Origin of the sequence: Mesorhizobium sp. LSJC280B00, assembly GCF_000502835.1 — a bacterium.
Classification (GTDB): Bacteria; Pseudomonadota; Alphaproteobacteria; order Rhizobiales; family Rhizobiaceae; genus Mesorhizobium.
In genome coordinates this window covers 214,551-234,036 of sequence record NZ_AYVL01000016.1, presented here as the reverse complement: position 1 = coordinate 234,036, position 19,486 = coordinate 214,551, and the positions used below count along the sequence as shown (strand labels likewise).

Here is a 19,486-nt window from a genome sequence, read left to right as displayed (position 1 = left end):
CGGCGACGCGCCAGCCGCTTGGCGCCTTGTGCCCGCTGCCGGTCATGCCTTGGCCCCACGCCGGCCCGAGCCGACCATCGGGGCCGAGACGCTGTCCAGCGGCCAGCGCGAGCGCGGCACGAAATCGGCGGCGTTTTCACCTGATATGCCGGCGCGCAAGCGCTCGATGCCGGCCCAGGCGATCATCGCCGCATTGTCGGTGCAGAGGTTGAGCGGCGGCGCGACGAAGCTGAACCCGGCCTGCTCGCACAGGCCCTGCAATGTCGCCTTGATGGTCCGATTGGCGGCCACGCCGCCGGCGACAACCAATGCAGGCTCGGCCTTGTCCGGGAATTGCTGACGGAACCGGGTCAGCGCCCGCGCAACACGGTCGCCCAGCGCATCCGCCACCGCCGCCTGGAACGAGGCGCAGATATCGGCAACATCCTGGTCGCTCAGCGGGGCGATCGCGGTGGCTGCCTGGCGGACCGCGGTCTTGAGGCCGGAGAAGGAAAAATCGGGCTGCACCGAGCCCTTCATCGGGCGCGGAAAGGCAAAACGGGCCGCATCGCCATTTGCCGCCGCCTTCTCGACATTCGGTCCGCCCGGATAGGGCAGGCCGAGCATCTTGGCCGTCTTGTCGAAGGCCTCGCCAAGCGCGTCATCGATCGTCGTCGCCCAGCGCTGGTAGTCGCCGACGCCGCGTACGGCGACGATCTGGGTATGGCCGCCGGAGACCAGCAGCAAGAGGTAGGGAAAGTCGAGCCCATCGGTCAATCTGGCCGTCAGCGCGTGGCCTTCGAGATGGTTGATGGCGATCAGCGGTTTTTTGGCTGCCGCGGCGATTGCTTTTGCCGTCATCAGGCCGACGATCAGCCCGCCGACAAGACCGGGACCGGCGGTGGCGGCAATCGCATCGATGTCGGCGAGGTCGACGCCGGAATCGGCGAGCGCTGCCTCGATGATGCCGTCGAGCGCCTCGACATGGGCGCGCGCGGCGATCTCCGGCACGACGCCGCCGAAAGCAGCATGCTCCTCGATCTGGCTGAGCACGATGTTCGACAGGATTTGCGGCGTGCTGCGACCGTCCAGCGTCACCACGCTGGCGGCGGTCTCGTCGCAACTCGTCTCGATGCCCAGAACGCGGATCAATTCGTCGCTGTCCAAAAATCGTACAGATTGTACTGTCGGCCTTTCCCCGATAGGAGAAAACCCGAAAACCTGCCGGGGGTTATCACGGACGGCGCGTCATGCAAACAACCTTGAAAATCGGAACACGCGGCAGCCCGCTGGCGCTGGCGCAGGCGCATGAAACGCAGGCGCGACTGATGGCGGCGCATGGCATGCCGGCGGAAGCTTTCGAGGTGGTCGTCATCTCGACCAGCGGCGACCGCATCCAGGACCGACCGCTGTCGGAAGCCGGCGGCAAGGGCCTGTTCACCAAGGAGATCGAGGAGGCGCTGCTGGCGCGCCGCATCGACATCGCCGTGCATTCGTCGAAGGACATGCCGACGCTGTTGCCCGAGGGGCTGGAACTGTCCGCGTTCCTGCCGCGCGAGGACGCGCGCGATGCCTTCATCGGCAAGGCGGCGCGAACGATTGCCGGCCTGCCGCAAGGCGCCAGGATCGGTTCGTCGTCGCTGCGGCGCCAGGCGCTGATCCGGCGGATGCGGCCGGACGTCGAAGTGGTGATGTTTCGCGGCAATGTGCAGACGCGGCTGCGCAAGCTCGACGACGGCATCGCCGACGGCACCATCCTCGCCTATGCCGGGCTGAAGCGGCTCGGGCTCGAAGACGTCGTCACCGACCTGATGCCGCTCGAGGTCTTTCCGCCGGCGCCGGGGCAAGGCGCGATCTGCATCGAAAGCCGCATCGGAGACCGCGACGTGGAACAGATGCTGGCAGCGATCCACGACGGGCCGACCGGCGAGGCGCTGGCCTGCGAGCGCGCCTTCCTGGCGGCGCTCGACGGGTCCTGCCGCACGCCGATCGCCGGACATGCGACGATATCGGGCGGAACGGTTTCCTTTGCCGGGCTGATCATCTCGCCCGATGGCACGCAGTCGCATGAAGTCAGGCTGCAAGGGCCGGCGCAGGAGGCGGCGCGCATTGGCGCGGAAGCCGCGGCGACCGTTCGGGCCAAGGCCGGCGAAACATTCTTCGATGGCTGGACCTGACATGCTCCGCGTCCTTGTGACGAGGCCCGAACCAGGCGCGTCGCGCACGGGGCGCCGGCTTGCGGATGCCGGCTTTCAGCCGATCCTGCTGCCATTGACCGGAACCGTGGCGCTGCCGGTCGATGCCGGCGCGCTCGCTGACGCCGCGGCGGTCGCGGTCACCAGCGCCAATGCCGTTCGCCATGCGCCGAAAGAGGTCATCGCGGCGTTCGCCGGCTTGCCGTGCCACGCCGTCGGCAGGATGACGGCGGAAGCCGCCCGCGCTGCCGGGTTTCTGTCGGTCAGCGAAGGCCCGGGCAATGCCGAGGCGCTGGCCGATGCGCTTGCTGGCGGTTACGCGGGGCAGACGATCGTCTATCTCTGCGGGCGGGTGCGATTTCCCGGCTTCGAGGAAGGGCTGTTGGCGTCGGGCGTTCAGGTCCGCGCCGTCGAGACCTACGACACCGTTGTCCTGGATTACTCCGATGAGGCCGTTCTTGCGCGCCTGTCCGCCCGGCCGGTCGAGGCGGTGCTGCTCTATTCGGCCAAGGCGGCCACCGCTATGCAGGCCCTGGCTAGCCGGCCGGTGCTGCGCGGTGTTTTTGAAAAAACGCGCTTTTTCGGATTATCGGGGCGCATCGCCGCGGCCTTGGGCGATGTCGCCGAGATCCGGATTGCGCCTGAGCCCAGCGAGGACGCGCTGCTGGGACTTTTGCAGGCGTCGCGCTGACCGGCATCCGCCGCTGCTCTGTGCCAGCTTGTTCCAAAGGTTGGCGCCGCCCCTCACCTGCCTGCCGGCATCGTCTCCCCGTATAGTGACGGGGAGAGGGTGCCTTCGCCGAGGATTTCGCCAACCTCCAGCGTTGCAGAAGAAGCGTCTGGACTCGTGAGAGCCCTTCTCCCCGTCACTATACGGGGAGAAGTGCCCGGCAGGGTGATGAGGGGCAGTGCCAACGTGGATGACTGCGCTCGGGCACATTTTGTTCTTGCTTTGTGCCGGCAGCTATGCTACTAATCTAGTTATGGTGCTAATTGGCTCCAACGACCCGCCCGCCGAGGCGGGTTTTTTGTGTGCCGAGCATGGGCCTTGGCTTGAAACGTGGATTCGGCCCTGCGGCGTTTTGCCAAAACTGAACTCCAGGCCGTGGCGTCATCACGCCGCCCCTTTTCACCGCTTGGTGATGTGCTAGACCCTTCAAACCATCCCGAAGCGAATTTTGCGGAGCCCGAGCATGGTCAAGACGCCGAAGATGCGGCATTCCAAGAGCCGCCGTGAGCCGGTGACCATCGAGCTTGAGCCTGGCGCCGTCTCGCGAGTCGCCGACGAACAGGATGCCGTGACCTCGCAGACCGACGAGGCGCGGGCCGAGGAAGCGGCGAACGCCTCGCAGCCGGAGCCACCTGAAGAGCCGGTGCATGCGGACCAGACCGATCTCGAGCCATGGGAACATGCCGACGCAGCCGCGCCGGCCGGCACGCAAGAGCCGGCGGATGCCGGCGTCGATTCTGCCAGGGAAGCGGAAACCCCTTATCCCGCCGGTTCGGATGCGCCGGCCGGGCGCTCCACGGTTTCCGACTACAGTTTCGAAGATGCATCCAGCGGAACCGGGGCCAACGAACCGGGGATCCCAGGTTCCGGCGAGAAGACAGCTGAGACGAGGGACGACCATATGGCAGCGCAGCCGAAGCGAAGCGGCATCAACGGCATCGCCGCCGGTATTATCGGCGGCGTCATCGCCCTCGCCGCGGCCGGCGGGCTGCAATTTGCCGGCCTGCTCGGTGCGCCGGGGTCGGGCGGCGTGTCGCTCGACGCGGTCAATGGTGAGATCGTTTCGCTGAAACGCGAGGTCGCGGACCTCAGACAGGCCGGCGCCAACAATGACGCATCGGCCAAGGTGGACGGGCTGTCGTCGGCGCTGGATCAGGTAAGGGCGGACGTTGCGACGTTGAAGTCGGCCGTCGAGCAAGGCGGTGCCGGCGGCAATGCCGGCCTGGCAGCACTTGGCGACAAGGTAAGGCAGATCGAGACGGCGGTTGCGGCCCTCGGCAAGGCCGGCGGTACGGCGCCGGTCGATCTCGGCCCGCTCAACGAAAGGCTGGCCGCGCTCGATGCGCTGGTGAAATCGGCCGGCGAGACGACAAAGGCGCAGGACAGCCGGCTTGCGGCCCTGGAACAGTCGGTTTCACAGATCTCGGGCAAGGTCGATGCACAGGCTTCGCAGCCGAAGATCGCACTGGCCATTGCCGCTTCGGCGCTCAAGGCAGCGCTCGACCGTGGTGCACCGTTCGGCGCCGAGCTCGAAACCTTTGCCGCGATCTCACCCGATGCGCCCGAGATCGCGACGTTGCGCACCTATGCCGAAAAGGGCGTCCCGATGCGCTCCGAGATCGCCGCCGAAGCGGACGGCGCCGCCAACGCGATGGTCGCTGCCGCGACGCCCATCGACCAGAATGCCGGCATCCTGCAGAAGCTGCTGTCCAGCGCCGAATCGCTGGTCAAGGTCAGGCCGATCGGCGCCGTCGAAGGCACCGGCGTTCCGGAAACCGTCGCGCGCATGGAGGTCGCGGTCAACCAGGGCGACTACGCCAAGGCGCTCAGCGAATACGAAACCCTGCCTGAGGCGGCCAAGGCCGCCGGCGCCGACTTTGCCGGCAAGCTGAAAGCGCGGATGGAGGTCGAGACGCAGATCGATTCGCTCATCGCCGGCGCGATGAAGGCGTGAGGAACCCAATGATCCGCATCCTCGCCTTCCTTGCCGTCGTCTTTGCGCTCGGGCTCGGCTTCGCCTGGCTGGCCGACCGGCCGGGCGAAATGCTCGTCACCTTCAACGGCTATCAATACCAGGTCAGCCTGATGGTCGCGGCGGTGGCGGTCGTTGCCGTGGTTGCCGCGGTGATGATCGTCTGGTGGCTGGTCAAGGCGCTGTGGAACAGCCCCTATACGATCTCGCGCTATTTCCGCGTGCGTCGCCGCGACCGCGGCTACCAGGCGCTGTCGACCGGGATGATCGCCGCCGGCGCCGGTGACGGCGCGCTCGCCCGCAAGAAGACCAAGGAAGCGGCAAAGCTGATCCGCTCCGATCAGGAGCCACTGATCCAGCTGCTCGACGCGCAGGCCTCGCTGCTCGAAGGCGACCATGAAGGCGCCCGCGAAAAGTTCGAGACCATGCTCGATGATCCCGAAATGCGGCTGCTCGGCCTGCGCGGACTTTATCTCGAGGCCGAGCGGCTCGGCGACCGCAACGCAGCCCGCCACTATGCCGGCCGTGCCGCGGCGGTGGCGCCGCAACTGGCCTGGGCGGCCGAATCGACGCTGGAAGACCTGACCGGACGCGGCGACTGGGATGGCGCGCTGAAACTGGTCGACGCCCAGAAGTCGACCCGGCAGATCGAGCGTGACGCCGCCAACCGGCGCCGCGCCGTGCTGCTGACCGCCAAGGCGCAGGCGCTGATCGACAGCGATGCCAATGCCGCAAGGGCGGCGGCGCTCGAAGCCAACCGGCTGCGGCCGGATTTTGCACCGGCGGCGGTCGTCGCGGCGAAATTGCTGTTTAGGCAGAACGACGTGCGCAAAGGCTCGAAAATCCTCGAGGCGGCGTGGAAGGCCGAGCCCCATCCGGAGATCGCCGAGCTCTACAGCCATGCCAGGCCGGGCGATGCCGTGCTCGACCGGCTGAACCGGGCAAAGAAGCTGCAGGAGCTGAAGAAGAACCATGCCGAGTCCTCGCTTGCCGTGGCGCGCGCCGCGCTAGATGCGCAGGAGTTTTCAACCGCCCGCCGGGAGGCTGAAGCCGCCATCCGCATCGATCGCCGCGAAGGCGCTTATCTGCTGCTGGCCGATATCGAGGAGGCCGAAACCGCCGACCAGGGCAAGGTGCGGCAGTTGCTGTCGAAAGCGGTGAGAGCGCCGCGCGACCCGGCTTGGGTCGCCGACGGCGTCGTCTCCGAGCGCTGGGCTCCGATATCGCCGATCACCGGCAGGCTCGACGCATTCGAATGGCGGGCGCCGATGGAGCGGCTCGGACAGTTGATCGACGGTCATGAGGATACGCCGGAGGCGCCGGTGCCGGCCATCGCGGCTCCAGCCAGGCCGGTACAGGAAAGAGCCGGGACGATCGAGCACACGGCGGAGACACCGGGCACAGCGACCGAGGAGAAGACGGACGACCGTGCCGGCGAGGATCATGTGACACCAATCACCGCGGCGGCGTTTGCCCAAGTGCCGGAAGATGCCGAGGCCGTCGAGCCGGCGCAGGAGCTGACGCGGCTGCCCGACGACCCCGGCGTCGATCCAGACGACGCGGCGGATAAATCGACGCGCCGGTTTCGTTTGTTCTGATCAGGGTCAAGTGGACCCGGGCTTATTGGGAATGATTTGATGTTCGAACGCGTTTTGTCGTTTCTAAGGGATCTGCCGTCCGGTGGTGGCGCCAGCCCCAGCGCCGACGATCCGCGCATTGCCGCGTCCGCCCTGCTTTTCCACGTGATGAACGCCGACGGGGTGCGACAGGATACCGAATGGGAACGGTTCAAGAAGGTGCTGGCTGAAAGCTACTCGATCAGCGGCGACGAACTCGACGCATTGGCGGCTGCCGGCGAGCGGGCCGACAATGAGGCGATCGACCTCTACGCTTTCACCAGCGTGCTCAAGCGCCATCTCGACGCCGAGGCGCGAAAGGCCTTCATCGGCCTGATGTGGGAGATCGTCTATGCCGATGGCGAGCTGCACGAGCTCGAGGACAATACCGTGTGGCGGGTCGCCGAGCTGATCGGCGTCGAACGTCGCGACCGTGTCGAGGCGCGCCTCAAGGCGGCCGCCGCGGCTCCTGGTGCCGCCGGAACCTCAAGCGACGAATAGACAGGATCCCGCCTTCCAATGCCGCCCAAGCCAAGTCCGAGACCAAAGATCCTGATCGTGCTGCATCAGGAGCATTCGAGCCCCGGACGGGTCGGCCATATGCTTATCGAGGAAGGCTTCGACCTCGACATCCGCCGACCGCCGCTCGGCGAGGCCTTGCCGCAGACGCTGGATGGCCATGCCGGCGCCGTGGTGTTCGGCGGGCCGATGAGCGCCAATGACGGCGACGAGTTCGTCCGCCGCGAGACCGACTGGCTCAAAATTCCGCTCAACGAGAACCGGCCGCTGCTTGGCATCTGCCTCGGCGCGCAAATGCTGGTCAAGCATCTTGGCGGCAGGGTCGAGGGCCATGGCGAGGGCCTCGTCGAAATCGGCTGGTATCCGCTGAAGGCGACCGAAGCGGGCAGCAGGCTGATGCATTGGCCGGAGATGGTCTATCAGTTCCATCGCGAAGGGTTTTCGCTGCCGAAGGACGCGACGCTTTTGGCGACGGCCGAAACCTATCCCAACCAGGCCTTCCGCTATGGCGACAATGCCTGGGGCATTCAGTTCCATGGCGAATTGACCCGGGCGATGATGCAGCGCTGGGTGGTGCGCGGCGCGCACCGCTTCGAACTGCCCGGCGCGCAGCCCGGCCGCGACCATCTCGGCGGCCGGCTGATCTGGGACATCCACCTCAAGCGCTGGCTCGGCGAGTTCCTGCCGATGATTTTCGGCAAGCCGGCGCTGCGGTAATCAGTTTCGCCCCCTGAGATGACGCACCTTGCGCAGCTGCGGGAACAGCACCGCCCATAGGCCGGCAACAGCGATCGCCCCGACACCCCCGACCACCACGGCCGGAACCGTGCCGATCAACGCCGCCATGGTACCGGCGCGGAATTCGCCGAGCTCATTGGAAGCGCCGACAAACACCTGGTTGACAGCGTTGACGCGGCCGCGAACGTCGTCCGGCGTCCACAGCTGGATCAGCGTCTCGCGGATATAGACGCTGAACATGTCGGTGGCGCCGAGCAGCGCAAGGGCCGCAATCGACAGCCAGGTGATGGTCGAGAGGCCGAACAGAACCGTGAACGCGCCGAACAGCGCGACGAAGCCGAGCATGACAAGGCCGGCATGGTTGCGGATCGGGTGTCCGGCCAGCCAGATGGCGACGCAGATGGCGCCGACGCCGGGCGCCGAGCGCAACAGGCCGAGCCCCCATGGGCCGAGTTCGAGGATATCGCGCGCGTAGACCGGCAGCAGCGCCGAGGCGCCGGACAGGAGCACCGCAAACAGATCGAGCGAAATCGCGCCGAGCACGATCTTTTCGCTCCAGATATAGCCGAAGCCGGCGAACAGGGTCTGTACCGTCGGCCTGTCGGTCCGGCTGCGCTGGGCAGGCTTAGGGATGGTGAAGATCAGCACGGCGGCAACCAGCATCAGCACGGCGGCGGTGGTGTACGCGGCTTCGGCTGAAAGCCCGTAGAGCAGGCCGCCGGCGACCGGCCCGACGATGGTTGCCGTCTGCCAGGCGGACGAGTTCCAGGCGATGGCGTTGGCGAAATCCTCGGGCGGCACCAGATTGGCGAACAGCGATGAGGAGGCCGGCCCGAAGAAGGCGCGCGCGATGCCGAACATGGCGAGCACGATGAAGACCGGCATCGGCCCGGAGAGGCCGCGTAGCGTCAGCAGCAGCAGGGCCAAGGCGCAGCCCGCCTCGACCAGCACCGCCAGCGCCATGATCAGCCGGCGCCCGAAACGATCGGCAACGTCGCCGGTGACCAGCACCAGCAGCAGCGAAGGCAGGAACTGAACGATGCCGACAAGGCCGAGGTCGAACGGGTCGCGGGTGAGATCGTAGATCTGCCAGCCGACGGCGACCGACACGATCTGGGTGGAGAATGTCGAGAGGAAGCGCGCCGCCCAGTAGCTCAGGAACGGCCGGTGGCGAAAGGCGGCATAGCGCTGGTCGGATGGTACTTGGGATTCTGTGGTCATGGAATAAGGCCCCGTGGCGGCGATGTCGGCCGGCGGGGCACTTCCACGATGGGCGCTGGTCCGGCCAAAAGAGCCTTTAGCGCAGTTCGGCCGGAGGCGCGCGCAAAAATCCGGCCTGGCTCCAGCTTTTTTCAGGCTGCCATACCAATTGCAGGCGGCAACCACGCTCGGCGGAGATGGAGAGGGTTATTTGGCGCGCAGGTCGAGTTCCTTCGCGCCCCCCTCTGTCCTGCCGGACATCTCCCCCTCAAAGGGGGAGATCGGACGTCGCGACGTCCTTCGCCAGTCTCCGGCTTCGAAGGCAATTTGTACGTTCAAAGATTTGTACGTTTAAAGAGTAGCGCCATCGGCGAGGCAGCTGATCTCCCCCCTTGAGGGGGAGATGTCCGGCAGGACAGAGGGGGGCGCTGTCCCGCCAATCTTCGAGGCTTGCGTTTGCAGGGCTTCGAACGATGCTTTAGGCCGTCGCCTTAGCCTTCCTGCCCCGGCCCTTGACGGGCGTGGGCGGGGGGGCTTTGCGGCCGAGGCCGATCGCCTTGGCCAGCTGCGAACGCGAGGCTGCGTAGTTGGGGGCGACCATCGGGTAGTCCGACGGCAGGCCCCATTTGGCGCGATAGGCGTCGGGCGTCAGCCCGAAATGAACGCCGATATGGCGCTTCAAGGATTTGAACTTCTTGCCGTCCTCGAGACAGATGATGTAGTCCGGCGTCACCGATTTCTTGGGATTGACGGCAGGCGTCAGCGGCGCGGCGACCGGCACAGCCGGTTGCCCGAGGCCGCCTATGGAAGCGCTGACGCTGGCGATGAGATCGCCGAGGCCGGAAGCCGGCAAGCGGTTCTTCTCGACGTATGCGGAGACGATATGGGCGGTCAGCTCGAGCAGGTCGATGTGTTTGCGAGCGTTGTTGTTGTCGTCGGTCAATCTATCTCTCCGTCCATGGGGGTCGCAGAAATTCCTAGTCGGCAAATCTGCGCAATGCAATGACGCCGCACCACGTCACACATTATTTTGAATAATAATACTAACGGCAGCGCGGGATTAACAACCCTGAGCCGGTGCTCGATAATATCAGACAATCAGCAATATCAAATAATCAGGGATTTGTCGCGCCATAGTCGAAATCCGCCCTCGAAGGCGCGTGTGTTGTCGCCGCGTCTGCAATCGGCGGGCAAGTCGGTGAGTTCGTCGACATTGCCGCCGCCGATGACCACGTAATCCGGCTGCATGGCGGCGCGAAGCCGGTCGACCACGTCGAAGACGTGTTTGCGCCATTTCTTCTTGCCGCGCTTTTGCAGGCCGCGTTCGCCGACATAGTCTTCGAAACTGCCGCGCTTCTTGTAGGGAAGATGGGCAAGCTCCATCGGCTGGGCAACGTTATCAACGATCATCGCGGCCCCCAGGCCGGTGCCGAGGCCAAGGAACAGCATGCGGCCGCCCTCATAACTGCCGATGGCCTGCATGAGCGCATCGTTAACGACCTTGACCGGTTTGCCGAACTCGGCGGCGAAATCGCAGCCGACCCAGCCCTTGCCGAGATTGGCGGGTTCGGTCAGCGGCCGGTTGTGGTGCACCGGGCCCGGATAGCCCATCGAGACGACATCGTAGTGCAGCCCTTCGGCGAGCGTCTTCACCGCCGCGATCATCTGCTGCGGCGTAAGCTCCGGTCCGGAAGCGGTCTTGCGCTCGTCGCCGCCGGCGCTGGTGCGGATCTTGACGTGCGAGCCGCCGATATCGATCGCAAGCACGATCTTTTCTTCCTCCGATGCCGGTTGCTTCACCGCCTTGGCCATCGCTTTCGCCTCCCAGAAATCATTTCGCTGGATTGATCCAGCCGTTCGGCGGCCCGAATCCAGCCATGGCTTCGGCCGGCCCCCACGTCTTTGGCGCGTAGACAGGGGGCGGCGTGGTGTCGCCGAGCACCGGGCCGACGATGCGCCTGGCGAGCTCGCTGGCGTCCTGGCGGGTGAACAGCTGGCCGTTGCCGTTCATGGCGTCGCCGATCAACCGCTCGTAAGGCGGCATGTCGCCCTTCGAATCGTCGAGCGCGGTGAGCTCGACCTGCTCACCGACCATGTCATCGCCGGGTGCCTTGCGCCGGGCGCCGATCGAGATCGCCACCTGCGGATCGATGCGGAAGCGCACGTGATTGCAGTCGCCGGGCTTGATCGGATCGAAGACGTCGAGCGGCGGCCGCTTCAGCCGCACGATGACCTCGGTGGCGTGCACCGGCAGGGATTTGCCGGCGCGAATGAAGAACGGCACATCCTGCCAGCGCCAGGTATCGACGAAAAAGCGCACCGCCGCGAAGGTCTCGACCGGCGAGTTCGGCGCCACGCCCGGCTCGTTGAGATAGCCGTCGAACTGGCCGCGCACCACATCGTCCCTGGTCAGCGTCCGGATCGCCCGCAGGACCTGCACCTTCTCGTCGATGAGATCGTCGGCCGAGCGGCCGACCGGCGGTTCCATGGCGAGCAGCAAGAGGATGTTGAGCAGATGGTTTTCGATGACGTCGCGAATGCAGCCGACCTCGTCATAGAAGCGGCCGCGGCCCTCGACGCCGAAATCCTCGGCCATGGTGATCTGCACGCTCTCGACGTAATTGCGGTTCCAGATCGGCTCGAGGAAGGAATTGGCGAAGCGGAAATAGAGCAGGTTCTGGATCGCCTCCTTGCCGAGATAATGGTCGATGCGGAAGATCGACTTCTCGTCGAAGACCAGATGCAGCACCCGGTTCAGCCAGCGCGCCGATTGCAGATCGTGGCCAAACGGCTTTTCCACCATCAGGCGCGCGCCCTGGGCGGCGCCCGACTGCTCCAGCCCCTGGACGACCACCTCGAACATCGCCGGCGGCACCGCCAGATAGTGCAGCGGCCGCTCAGCGCTGCCGAGCGCGGTCTTCAGCTTCTCGAAGGTCGCAGGCGCCCGATAGTCGCCGCTGACATAGCGCAGCAGCGATGCAAGCCTGGCAAAGATCTTGTCGTCGATGCTGCCCAAGGCGTTGACGATGCCGTCGCGGGCGCGCGCCTGCAGCTTGGCGAGGTCCCAGGGGTCGAAGGCGACGCCGATCACCGGCTCGTTCAGCGTTCCCTTGGCCACCATGGCGTAAAGGGCGGGGAAGATCTTCTTGTGGGCGAGATCGCCGGTGGCGCCGAAAAGCACCAGCGTGTCCGATCGTTCCTGGCTCATGGGCGTGCCTCCCTGTCGCCCGTCACGAGCCGGCCTTGGGTTTTTCGACATGGCCGCCAAAGGCATAGCGCATGGCGGACAGAAGCTTGTCGGCGAATTCGGATTCGCCTTGCGAGGAGAACCTGTCGAACAGCGCCGAGGACAGCACCGGCGCCGGCACGCCGGTGTCGATCGCCGCCTTCAGCGTCCAGCGGCCTTCGCCGGAATCCGAGACCCGCCCGCCGAACTGCGTCAACGACGAATCGGCCTTCAGTACGCCGGCCGTCAGGTCGAGCAGCCACGAGCCGATGACGCTGCCGTGCCGCCAGACCTCGGCCACTTCAGCGATGTCGATGTCGAACTGGTAATATTGCGGGTTTTCCAGCGGGCTGGTTTCGGCATCGGCGGTGCGCTGCCGTTTGCCGGCATTCGCCGACTTCAGGATGTTCATGCCTTCGGCATAGGCGGCCATAACGCCATATTCGATACCGTTATGGACCATCTTGACGAAATGGCCGGCGCCGCTTGGTCCGCAGTGGAGATAGCCGAAGGGAGCGGTTCCGGCATCCTTGGCAGGGGCGGGCGAAGCGGCGTCGGCGCCCGGCGCCAGCGTTGCGAAGACCGGATCGAGATGCTGGACCGCGCTGTCGGGGCCGCCGATCATCAGGCAGTAGCCGCGCTCGAGGCCCCAGACGCCGCCGCTGGTGCCGACATCGACATAGCTCAAGCCTTTCAAGGCGAGGCGCGCGGCGTGGTCGACGGCCTCGTGATAATAGGAATTGCCGCCGTCGATGATGATGTCGCCCGGCTCCATCAGGGCAGCCACCTGGTCGACGATCTTGCCGGTGATCGCCGCCGGCAGCATCAGCCAGGCGCTGCGCGGCTTCGCCAGCTTGCCGACGAACTCCTCCATCGAGGCGGCTCCGACCGCGCCGGCGCTCACAAGCGCGGCGACGCTCGCCGGGTTAATATCGTAGACGACGCATTCGTGGCCATCACGCAGCAGGCGCCGAACCATGTTGGCGCCCATCCGGCCCAGTCCCATCATTCCTATCTGCATGGTCTCGTCCTGCCTTACTTGAGGGATCGATGATCTAGTGGCGCTGTGATTGAAGCATGATCTTGTCCGAAAACCGGTCTCCACTTTGCGGGATCATGCTCTATCCGGTATCGCCGATGCCGACAGAAAAGTCAGCATTCTCCCAATGGTCGCTATCGGGCCAGAAGAAAGTGAAGACAATGCTATTGCCCGGGCTATTGCCCGGAGCAATCTCGGCAACCTGCAATTCCGCAAGATGGATGCCGAAAGCATTCGCGGTGGTCTCGGTGTCATGGACGGTTGCCCAATTGTCGCTGCTCCAATGAACCACCGCCCGGGCCAGAAGTTCGATGCGCAGCGCCTTGCCTGCCGGGATGGTACGGATCTTGTGGTTGAAGCGCCATGCCCTGAAGCGCGACACCGTCCTGCCCTCGATATAGCGCTTGACGCCTTGCGGCGGCATGTCGAACACCGTGCCGTCGCGCAGCGACCGCAGCAGCTTGATGTGCTCGGAATGCGCCCAGACCAGCGGCTTGGCGCTGCCGGAGGGCCCGCCATGCCGCAATTCGCGCTCCGGCATGTCGGGACCGTCCCAGACCTGCTCCGGTAGCAGGCCGCCCGGTCCGGCAGAGTTCTCGAACGTCCTGAGCAGGCTTGCCGCACTATCCCTACGGCCTGCCGCCAGCTCGTAATGAGCGCGCTCGCCGACCAGCAGCGGCCAGGGCCGGCCCCGGCCGGTTCCATCGAAGGGCGCGCCGTCGGCATGCTCGCCATAGCCATCGCCATTGTAGCGGTACCAGAGCGGGCCCTGCGGCAGTTCGCAGCGCAATTGCGCGTCGATGACCTTGACCGTGTCGAGGATGCGCGGATCGTCGGCTGCCCGCAAGCCGAAGCGGACCAGCGCCAGCGCATCGGGGCTGACGATCGCCTTGGCCGGCCGGTCCGTATCCGCCGGCGGGCGGTTCTTGATCGGGACGTAGCCGTCTTTCGGCGATGCCGCGCCGGCTTTGTCGGGCGGCGCAATGCGGACATAGTGGCCCTCGACGCCGGCTTCATCGCCTGAGGAGCTACCGGCGACGTAGGTCCAGCGTTCGATCTGATCGTTCCAGACATCGGCGGTTTCGCGCAGATAGTTTGCCGGCTCTGTTTTGCCGGCGGCATCGAAGATGTCCGCAGCCGCTAGCAATGCGGCGATCTCGACGGCAAGCGTGAACGGGCTGTAGCCGGCGTCTTCCTCCCAGCGGTCCTCGCCGGTGACCGGACCGTTGCGCACGACATAGGCGGCAGCGCGCTCGATCATCGGCATGAAGGAGGAGAGTGCGGCAGGCGGCAAATGGCCGGCGCGGCGCAGTGCGTCGGCAAGCAGCAGCGGGAAGGCGCATTCGTCCATCTGGATGCCCGGCCAATAGGCCGATCCGTCGAGCCAGGCGTTCTGCGGCCAACGGCCGTCCGGCTCCTGGATCGCGCGCAGATAGCCAAGGATGCGCAAGGCTTCCGCCGGGTCGCCGGCGGCGAGGAAGCCGCCGGCGGTTTCGACCAGATCGCGCGGCCAGACCAGGTGATAGCCGCCGAGGTCGTCGTCGCCCTTGTTGAAGCCCCACGGGATCGACAGGCTGGCGACGGCTGCTCCGGCAGACGACCGATGTGTCGCCAGCACCGCCGTGCTGAGGCGGTAGGGATTGAGGCCGGACGCCGCGTGCCGGTCCAGCGGCAGCAGGCCGGCCTGCCATTTGCGCCATTTTTCGATGTAGGATCTGGCCGCGGGCTCAAAACCTTGCCTCAGGCTGGCGAAAGCAGTTTCCGCCGCCTGTTGCGGCGTCGCGCCGAAGCCCAGTGCCAGCAATATTTTTGGGTTCGCAGCCGAAAAGGCGATCTCGCCGGTCAGCGCGACATTGCCGTCCTCGGCCCTGCGGCAGGCCGGATCGAGCCGGCCGCCTTGACGAAGCTGCTGCCAGCCGTCGGAGACGCCGACATAGCCGGCCGAGCACACCTTCCACGGCAGCGACGAGGCGAGCGCCAGGCAGGTGCCGCGTCCCGATGCAAACAGGACAGGCTGTCCTTCATGGTCGTCGATCCAGGCGGTGTTGCCCATGCCGGCGTTGACGAGGTGCGGTGCCAGCAGCGCGTAGACGCGGTAGTCGGCGGCCGCGCCTTTGAGCGGCGTGAACATAATCTCCTGCAGCAAGACGGGACGTTCCGGATCCGTCAGGATGCGCTTTTCGATCCTGTAGGTTCCATCGCTTGCGGTGTTGACCAGCCGGTAGGCAGGCACCCCGTCCGCCAGGGGTTCGATACTGTGTTCGGCGTCGCGTTTTTCTTCCGAGAAATAGCCGTCGGGTCCGGTGACGATCAGCCCCAGATCGCGGGTGCAGGCGCTGTCGAGGCGCGGGTAGTAGATCTCGTTGAGGATACCGTGGCTGATGGTGAACCAGATCGGGCAGGCCGGCGAGAGCGCGGTGCCGACGCCGCTCTTGGCGCTCGAGGTCCAGCGCGCCGGAATGCCGGGTGCACCCGGAGCAAGGTTCGTCGCCATTCAATCGGTCTCCAGTGCCATCCCTAGACCAGGAGTCGAACCGGTTTCAATGATTGCACCGCAAGTTGATCGCCGGCCATGGATTGCTGTTGACAGCTTGCCGCCTATCTGCATTTGTCTGATAATAGATAAAAAACAAGATTGTGAGCGTATCAGCCAATACCCACCAGCCAGCCATTAACCACCAGTAAGACAGCAACTCACGGGAGGAGTATGACATGAGGAAAATATTCGTTTTGGGGGCTCTTGCGGCGATGCTCGCCGCAGGTACAGCGCTTGCCGACACCAGCGGCAAGAAAATCGCCTTCTCCAACAATTACGCCGGCAATTCCTGGCGGCAGGCGATGCTGGACAGCTACGCCATCGTTACCAAGAAGGCGGTTGCCGACAAGGTGGTCGGCGCCGCGGACGTCTTCACGACGGCCGACAAGGAAGTGCCGACGCAAGCAGCCCAGGTGCAGAACCTGATCCTGCAGGGCTATGACGCGATCGTCATCAACGCGGCGTCTCCGGATGCGCTCAACGGCGCCATCAAGCAGGCCTGCGACGCCGGCATCGTCGTCGTCTCCTTCGACGGCATCGTCACCGAACCCTGCGCCTACCGCGTCGTTGTCGACTTCAAGGACATGGGCAAGCAGGAGGTCGAGCAGATGGCCAAGTTCCAGCCCAAGGGCGGCAACCTGCTGGAAATCCGCGGCCTCGCCGGCACCTCGATCGACGATGCCATCCATGCCGGCATCCTCGAAGGCGTCGCTGCCCATCCCGAGTTCAAGATCGTCGGCTCGGTGACCGGCGACTGGGACCAGACCACGGCACAGAAAGCCGTAGCGACGATCCTGCCTTCGCTGCCGGATGTTGTCGGGGTCGTCGACCAGGGCGGTGACGGCTACGGCGCGGCGCAGGCTTTCGCCGCCGCCGGCAAGCCACGCCCGACCATCATCATGGGCAATCGCCAGGACGAGTTGCAGTGGTGGAAGGAGCAGAAGGAAAAGGACGGTTACAAGACCTGGTCGGCATCGATCGCACCGGGCGTATCGACGCTTGCCTTCTGGGTGGCGCAGCAGGTGCTCGACGGCCGCACCGACGTGCCGCACGACCTGCTGGTGCCCTATCTTGCCTTCACCCAGGACGATTTCGAGGCCGCGCTGCCGAAGATTCCGAAGGGCGGCGTCGCCAGCCACGAATACACGCAGGAAGACGCCGTCGCGGCGATCAAGGCCAACATCAAGTGAGCATGGCACTATTGTTGCCGCCACGGATAACCGGGTATCGTTGAGGGATGCCCGAGGCCAATGCAGACATCATCATGCCGGACGGCGCCGAAAAGCTTTTCGGCGCCGTCAGTTTGGACATCATAAGACTGGACGGAGCCGAAAAACATTTCGGCGCCGTCAGGGCGCTCGCCGGTGTCGATTTCAGCGTTCGTGCCGGAGAATGTGTCGGTCTCGTCGGCCATAACGGCGCCGGAAAATCGACGCTCATGCATATGGTGGCGGGCACGCTTGCCCCCGACAGCGGGCAGATCGCGGTCCGCGGCGGTGTCGAGGCAAGTTATTCGGTGCCGCGCGCGCAGCAGCTCGGCATACGCTGTGTGTTCCAGGAGCTGTCGCTCTGCCCGAACCTCAGCGTCGCCGAGAACACGCGGATCAACCACGCGTCGCTGCATGGCTTCGGCTGGCGGCGCAAGGCGGCCGATCTGATCGCCGCCAAGCTCGACGAGATCTTCCCCGGCCACAGCATCTCGGCATCCGACATCGTCGGTGATCTTTCCATCACCAGCCGGCAGATGGTGGAGGTGGCGCGCGCCTTCACGGTCACGCAGGAGCCGCTCGAGCTGGTTATCCTCGACGAGCCGACATCCTCGCTCGACGCGCATACCGCCGGCCAGCTGCTGGCGTTCGTGCGCCGCTTCATCGCCGCCGGCAAGAGCTGCATCCTGATCTCGCATGTGTTGGGCGAAGTGCTCGGAAATGCCGACCGCATCGTGGTGATGCGCGACGGCAAGGTGGTCGCCGCCGGGCAGGCCGACGCCTTCGACCGCGACAGCCTGGTGACGGCGATGGGCGGAGCGGAGGCGCGCGAGAAGACCGCCGCAGAAATTGCGAGCGGCAAGCCGGAGCCCGGCCTGCTGCGGGTCCGGGCGCGCCCGGCGCGACAGCAGGACGGCAACGAGCTCGTCGCCCGTGCCGGTGAGATCATCGGCCTTGCCGGACTTGCCGGGCATGGGCAGACCGATCTTTTGCTGGCTATCTTTGCTGCGGCTTCCCGTGCCAAGACCGGCATCGAGGTCACCGCGCCGGTGGCGCTGGTTGCCGGCGACCGCCAGTCGGACGGGATTTTTCCGCAATGGTCGATTGCCGAGAACATTGGCATCCGTTCGCTGGCGCGATTGCGCAACGGCCTCTTGATCTCGCCGCAGCGCGAAGCCGAGCTCGCGGAGTTGTGGCAGCGGAAAATCGGCATCCGTACGCCCGACATGAACAACAACATCTTCTCGCTGTCCGGCGGCAACCAGCAGAAGGCGCTGTTCGCGCGGGCGCTCGGCTCCGACGCCAAGATCGTGCTGATGGACGATCCGATGCGCGGCGTCGACATCGGCACCAAGCTCGAAGTCTACGACCTGGTGCGCGAGGAGGCTCGCCATGGCCGCACTTTCCTCTGGTACACCACCGAAACCGAAGAGCTCGACAATTGCGACCACATCTATGTGTTCAAGAACGGCCGGATCGTCGCCAACCTTCGTCGCGACGAACTGACGGAGGAAAAGATCATCCAGTCGTCGTTCGGCGATGCGGCCTGAGATGACAGCGGTATCCGTCGAGAATGGGCTAAAATCTTCGGCTCGCGCCACCAGGCGGGCGCGCATGCTGCGCAGCCTGCTGCCGGCACTGTCGCTGGCGCTGGTGCTCATCGCCATCGCCTGGCTCAACCCGCGCGCCATCAGCTATTTCGGTTTCAGCCTGATGCTCAATCTGGCGATCCCGATCGCTCTGGCGACGATCGCGCAGATGTTCGTCATCGCCGGCAACGAGCTCGATCTGTCGATTGGCACCTTTGTCGGCTTCGTCGGCTGCGTGACGGCGACATGGCTGAAGGACGCGCCGCTGCTCGGCGTCGTGATCCTGCTCGGGTCGATCGGCGTCTACGCGCTGCTCGGCGCGCTGATCCATCTGCGCAACCTGCCCTCTATCGTGGTGACGCTCGGCATGAGTTTTGTCTGGCAGGGCATGGCCATCCTCATCCTGCCCAAGCCCGGCGGCAAGGCGCCGGACTGGCTGCTGGCGCTGATGGCCTTCAAGCCACCCTTCATTCCGTTCCCGATCATCGCGGCATTGCTGATCGCAGCCGTCGTCCACTTTGGCCTGATGCGCACCTCCTACGGCGTCATCCTGCGTGGATCGGGCGGCAATTCAGCCGCACTCAAGCGCGCCGGCTGGTCGCTGCTGCGCACCAAGATCGCGCTGTTTGCGCTGACCGGCCTGTTCGGCGTTTTGTCCGGCATGGCGCTGATCGGCATCACCACCTCGGCCGATGCCAATATCGGCAATGGCTATACGCTGCTTTCGATCGCCGGCGTCATCCTCGGCGGCGGTGAGTTCGTCGGCGGCCGGGTGTCGCCGATCGGCGCCGTCATCGGCGCGCTGACGCTGGCGCTGGCGGCATCGCCCCTCTTGACGTTCATGCACATTCCGCCCGACTGGCAGGTCGCCGCCAATGGCGCCATCCTGATCATCGTGCTGGCGGCGCGGGTGCTGATCAGCCGCAGGGAGAGGTGAGC

16 protein-coding genes are annotated in these 19,486 nt (G+C 65.5%); 9 read left to right on the top strand and 7 right to left on the bottom strand.

Translation table 11 applies throughout. The features are described 5' to 3' along the window. Positions 1-42: 42 nt before the first annotated feature. Entirely contained in the window at positions 43-1,128 is a 1,086-nt protein-coding gene (tsaD, locus tag X773_RS61350; protein ID WP_031212083.1) for a tRNA (adenosine(37)-N6)-threonylcarbamoyltransferase complex transferase subunit TsaD, read from the bottom strand. Between the two features lie 101 nt (positions 1,129-1,229). On the opposite strand from tsaD, the gene hemC reads away from it, so the two are divergent. The 6 genes from hemC (at position 1,230) to X773_RS61320 (ending at position 7,728) form a co-directional block, all read left to right on the top strand. Beyond that, complete coding sequence (hemC, locus tag X773_RS61345; protein ID WP_023678204.1) at positions 1,230-2,156, top strand: hydroxymethylbilane synthase; 927 nt, start codon at positions 1,230-1,232, stop codon at positions 2,154-2,156. A gap of 1 nt (position 2,157) precedes the next feature. Next, positions 2,158-2,865, top strand: coding sequence for a uroporphyrinogen-III synthase (locus X773_RS61340; protein ID WP_023678203.1), 708 nt, complete (start codon positions 2,158-2,160; stop codon positions 2,863-2,865). Between the two features lie 502 nt (positions 2,866-3,367). Then, a complete protein-coding gene (locus tag X773_RS61335) occupies positions 3,368-4,858 on the top strand; it encodes a mitofilin family membrane protein (RefSeq protein WP_023678202.1) in 1,491 nt (496 codons plus the stop codon). An 8-nt stretch (positions 4,859-4,866) separates the two neighbouring features. Then, positions 4,867-6,474: a heme biosynthesis protein HemY gene (locus tag X773_RS61330; protein WP_023678201.1), complete on the top strand. Its 1,608-nt coding sequence runs from the start codon at positions 4,867-4,869 to the stop codon at positions 6,472-6,474. Between the two features lie 39 nt (positions 6,475-6,513). Further along, entirely contained in the window at positions 6,514-6,993 is a 480-nt protein-coding gene (locus X773_RS61325; RefSeq protein ID WP_023678200.1) for a TerB family tellurite resistance protein, read from the top strand. Positions 6,994-7,011: 18 nt separating this feature from the next. Further along, the gene (locus X773_RS61320; protein WP_023678199.1) at positions 7,012-7,728 is read left to right on the top strand and encodes a glutamine amidotransferase; all 717 of its coding nucleotides are present in this window, start codon (positions 7,012-7,014) and stop codon (positions 7,726-7,728) included. Here the strand turns inward: X773_RS61320 and X773_RS61315 are convergent, their stop codons facing one another. The 6 genes from X773_RS61315 to X773_RS61290 form a co-directional block, all read right to left on the bottom strand. Continuing rightward, positions 7,729-8,970 (bottom strand): MFS transporter, encoded by a 1,242-nt coding sequence (locus X773_RS61315; RefSeq protein WP_023678198.1) that lies wholly within the window; start codon positions 8,968-8,970, stop codon positions 7,729-7,731. 457 nt (positions 8,971-9,427) lie between these two features. Continuing rightward, positions 9,428-9,892, bottom strand: a complete 465-nt coding sequence (locus X773_RS61310) for a MucR family transcriptional regulator (protein WP_023678197.1) — start codon at positions 9,890-9,892, stop codon at positions 9,428-9,430. Between the two features lie 164 nt (positions 9,893-10,056). Continuing rightward, positions 10,057-10,761, bottom strand: coding sequence for an ROK family protein (locus tag X773_RS61305; RefSeq protein WP_023678196.1), 705 nt, complete (start codon positions 10,759-10,761; stop codon positions 10,057-10,059). Positions 10,762-10,780: 19 nt separating this feature from the next. Beyond that, positions 10,781-12,157: a glucose-6-phosphate dehydrogenase gene (gene zwf, locus X773_RS61300; RefSeq protein WP_023678195.1), complete on the bottom strand. Its 1,377-nt coding sequence runs from the start codon at positions 12,155-12,157 to the stop codon at positions 10,781-10,783. A 22-nt stretch (positions 12,158-12,179) separates the two neighbouring features. Continuing rightward, complete coding sequence (gene gnd / locus X773_RS61295) at positions 12,180-13,196, bottom strand: phosphogluconate dehydrogenase (NAD(+)-dependent, decarboxylating) (protein ID WP_023678194.1); 1,017 nt, start codon at positions 13,194-13,196, stop codon at positions 12,180-12,182. 100 nt (positions 13,197-13,296) lie between these two features. Next, positions 13,297-15,708: a glucan 1,4-alpha-glucosidase gene (locus X773_RS61290; protein WP_023678193.1), complete on the bottom strand. Its 2,412-nt coding sequence runs from the start codon at positions 15,706-15,708 to the stop codon at positions 13,297-13,299. Between the two features lie 218 nt (positions 15,709-15,926). Between X773_RS61290 and X773_RS61285 the strand changes: the two genes are divergently transcribed. From X773_RS61285 to X773_RS61275, 3 genes are all read left to right on the top strand, one after another. Further along, positions 15,927-16,940 (top strand): ABC transporter substrate-binding protein, encoded by a 1,014-nt coding sequence (locus X773_RS61285; protein WP_023678192.1) that lies wholly within the window; start codon positions 15,927-15,929, stop codon positions 16,938-16,940. Positions 16,941-17,014: 74 nt separating this feature from the next. Continuing rightward, positions 17,015-18,508 (top strand): sugar ABC transporter ATP-binding protein, encoded by a 1,494-nt coding sequence (locus X773_RS61280; protein WP_023678191.1) that lies wholly within the window; start codon positions 17,015-17,017, stop codon positions 18,506-18,508. A gap of 1 nt (position 18,509) precedes the next feature. Beyond that, positions 18,510-19,484 carry an ABC transporter permease gene (locus X773_RS61275; RefSeq protein WP_023678190.1) on the top strand — a complete coding sequence of 325 codons (975 nt, stop codon included), beginning with the start codon at positions 18,510-18,512 and terminating at the stop codon, positions 19,482-19,484. Positions 19,485-19,486 lie beyond the last annotated feature (2 nt).

What these genes read in the sequence shown, in the direction of transcription:
- X773_RS61305 (WP_023678196.1), bottom strand. Translation starts at nt 10,761, where the DNA reads ATGGCCAAGGCGGTGAAGCAACCGGCATCGGAGGAAGAAAAGATCGTG.
- X773_RS61290 (WP_023678193.1), bottom strand. Translation starts at nt 15,708, where the DNA reads ATGGCGACGAACCTTGCTCCGGGTGCACCCGGCATTCCGGCGCGCTGG.
- X773_RS61280 (WP_023678191.1), top strand. Translation starts at nt 17,015, where the DNA reads ATGCCGGACGGCGCCGAAAAGCTTTTCGGCGCCGTCAGTTTGGACATC.
- gnd (WP_023678194.1), bottom strand. Translation starts at nt 13,196, where the DNA reads ATGCAGATAGGAATGATGGGACTGGGCCGGATGGGCGCCAACATGGTT.
- X773_RS61335 (WP_023678202.1), top strand. Translation starts at nt 3,368, where the DNA reads ATGGTCAAGACGCCGAAGATGCGGCATTCCAAGAGCCGCCGTGAGCCG.
- X773_RS61340 (WP_023678203.1), top strand. Translation starts at nt 2,158, where the DNA reads ATGCTCCGCGTCCTTGTGACGAGGCCCGAACCAGGCGCGTCGCGCACG.
- zwf (WP_023678195.1), bottom strand. Translation starts at nt 12,157, where the DNA reads ATGAGCCAGGAACGATCGGACACGCTGGTGCTTTTCGGCGCCACCGGC.
- X773_RS61325 (WP_023678200.1), top strand. Translation starts at nt 6,514, where the DNA reads ATGTTCGAACGCGTTTTGTCGTTTCTAAGGGATCTGCCGTCCGGTGGT.
- X773_RS61315 (WP_023678198.1), bottom strand. Translation starts at nt 8,970, where the DNA reads ATGACCACAGAATCCCAAGTACCATCCGACCAGCGCTATGCCGCCTTT.
- X773_RS61320 (WP_023678199.1), top strand. Translation starts at nt 7,012, where the DNA reads ATGCCGCCCAAGCCAAGTCCGAGACCAAAGATCCTGATCGTGCTGCAT.
- X773_RS61275 (WP_023678190.1), top strand. Translation starts at nt 18,510, where the DNA reads ATGACAGCGGTATCCGTCGAGAATGGGCTAAAATCTTCGGCTCGCGCC.
- X773_RS61330 (WP_023678201.1), top strand. Translation starts at nt 4,867, where the DNA reads ATGATCCGCATCCTCGCCTTCCTTGCCGTCGTCTTTGCGCTCGGGCTC.
- X773_RS61285 (WP_023678192.1), top strand. Translation starts at nt 15,927, where the DNA reads ATGAGGAAAATATTCGTTTTGGGGGCTCTTGCGGCGATGCTCGCCGCA.
- hemC (WP_023678204.1), top strand. Translation starts at nt 1,230, where the DNA reads ATGCAAACAACCTTGAAAATCGGAACACGCGGCAGCCCGCTGGCGCTG.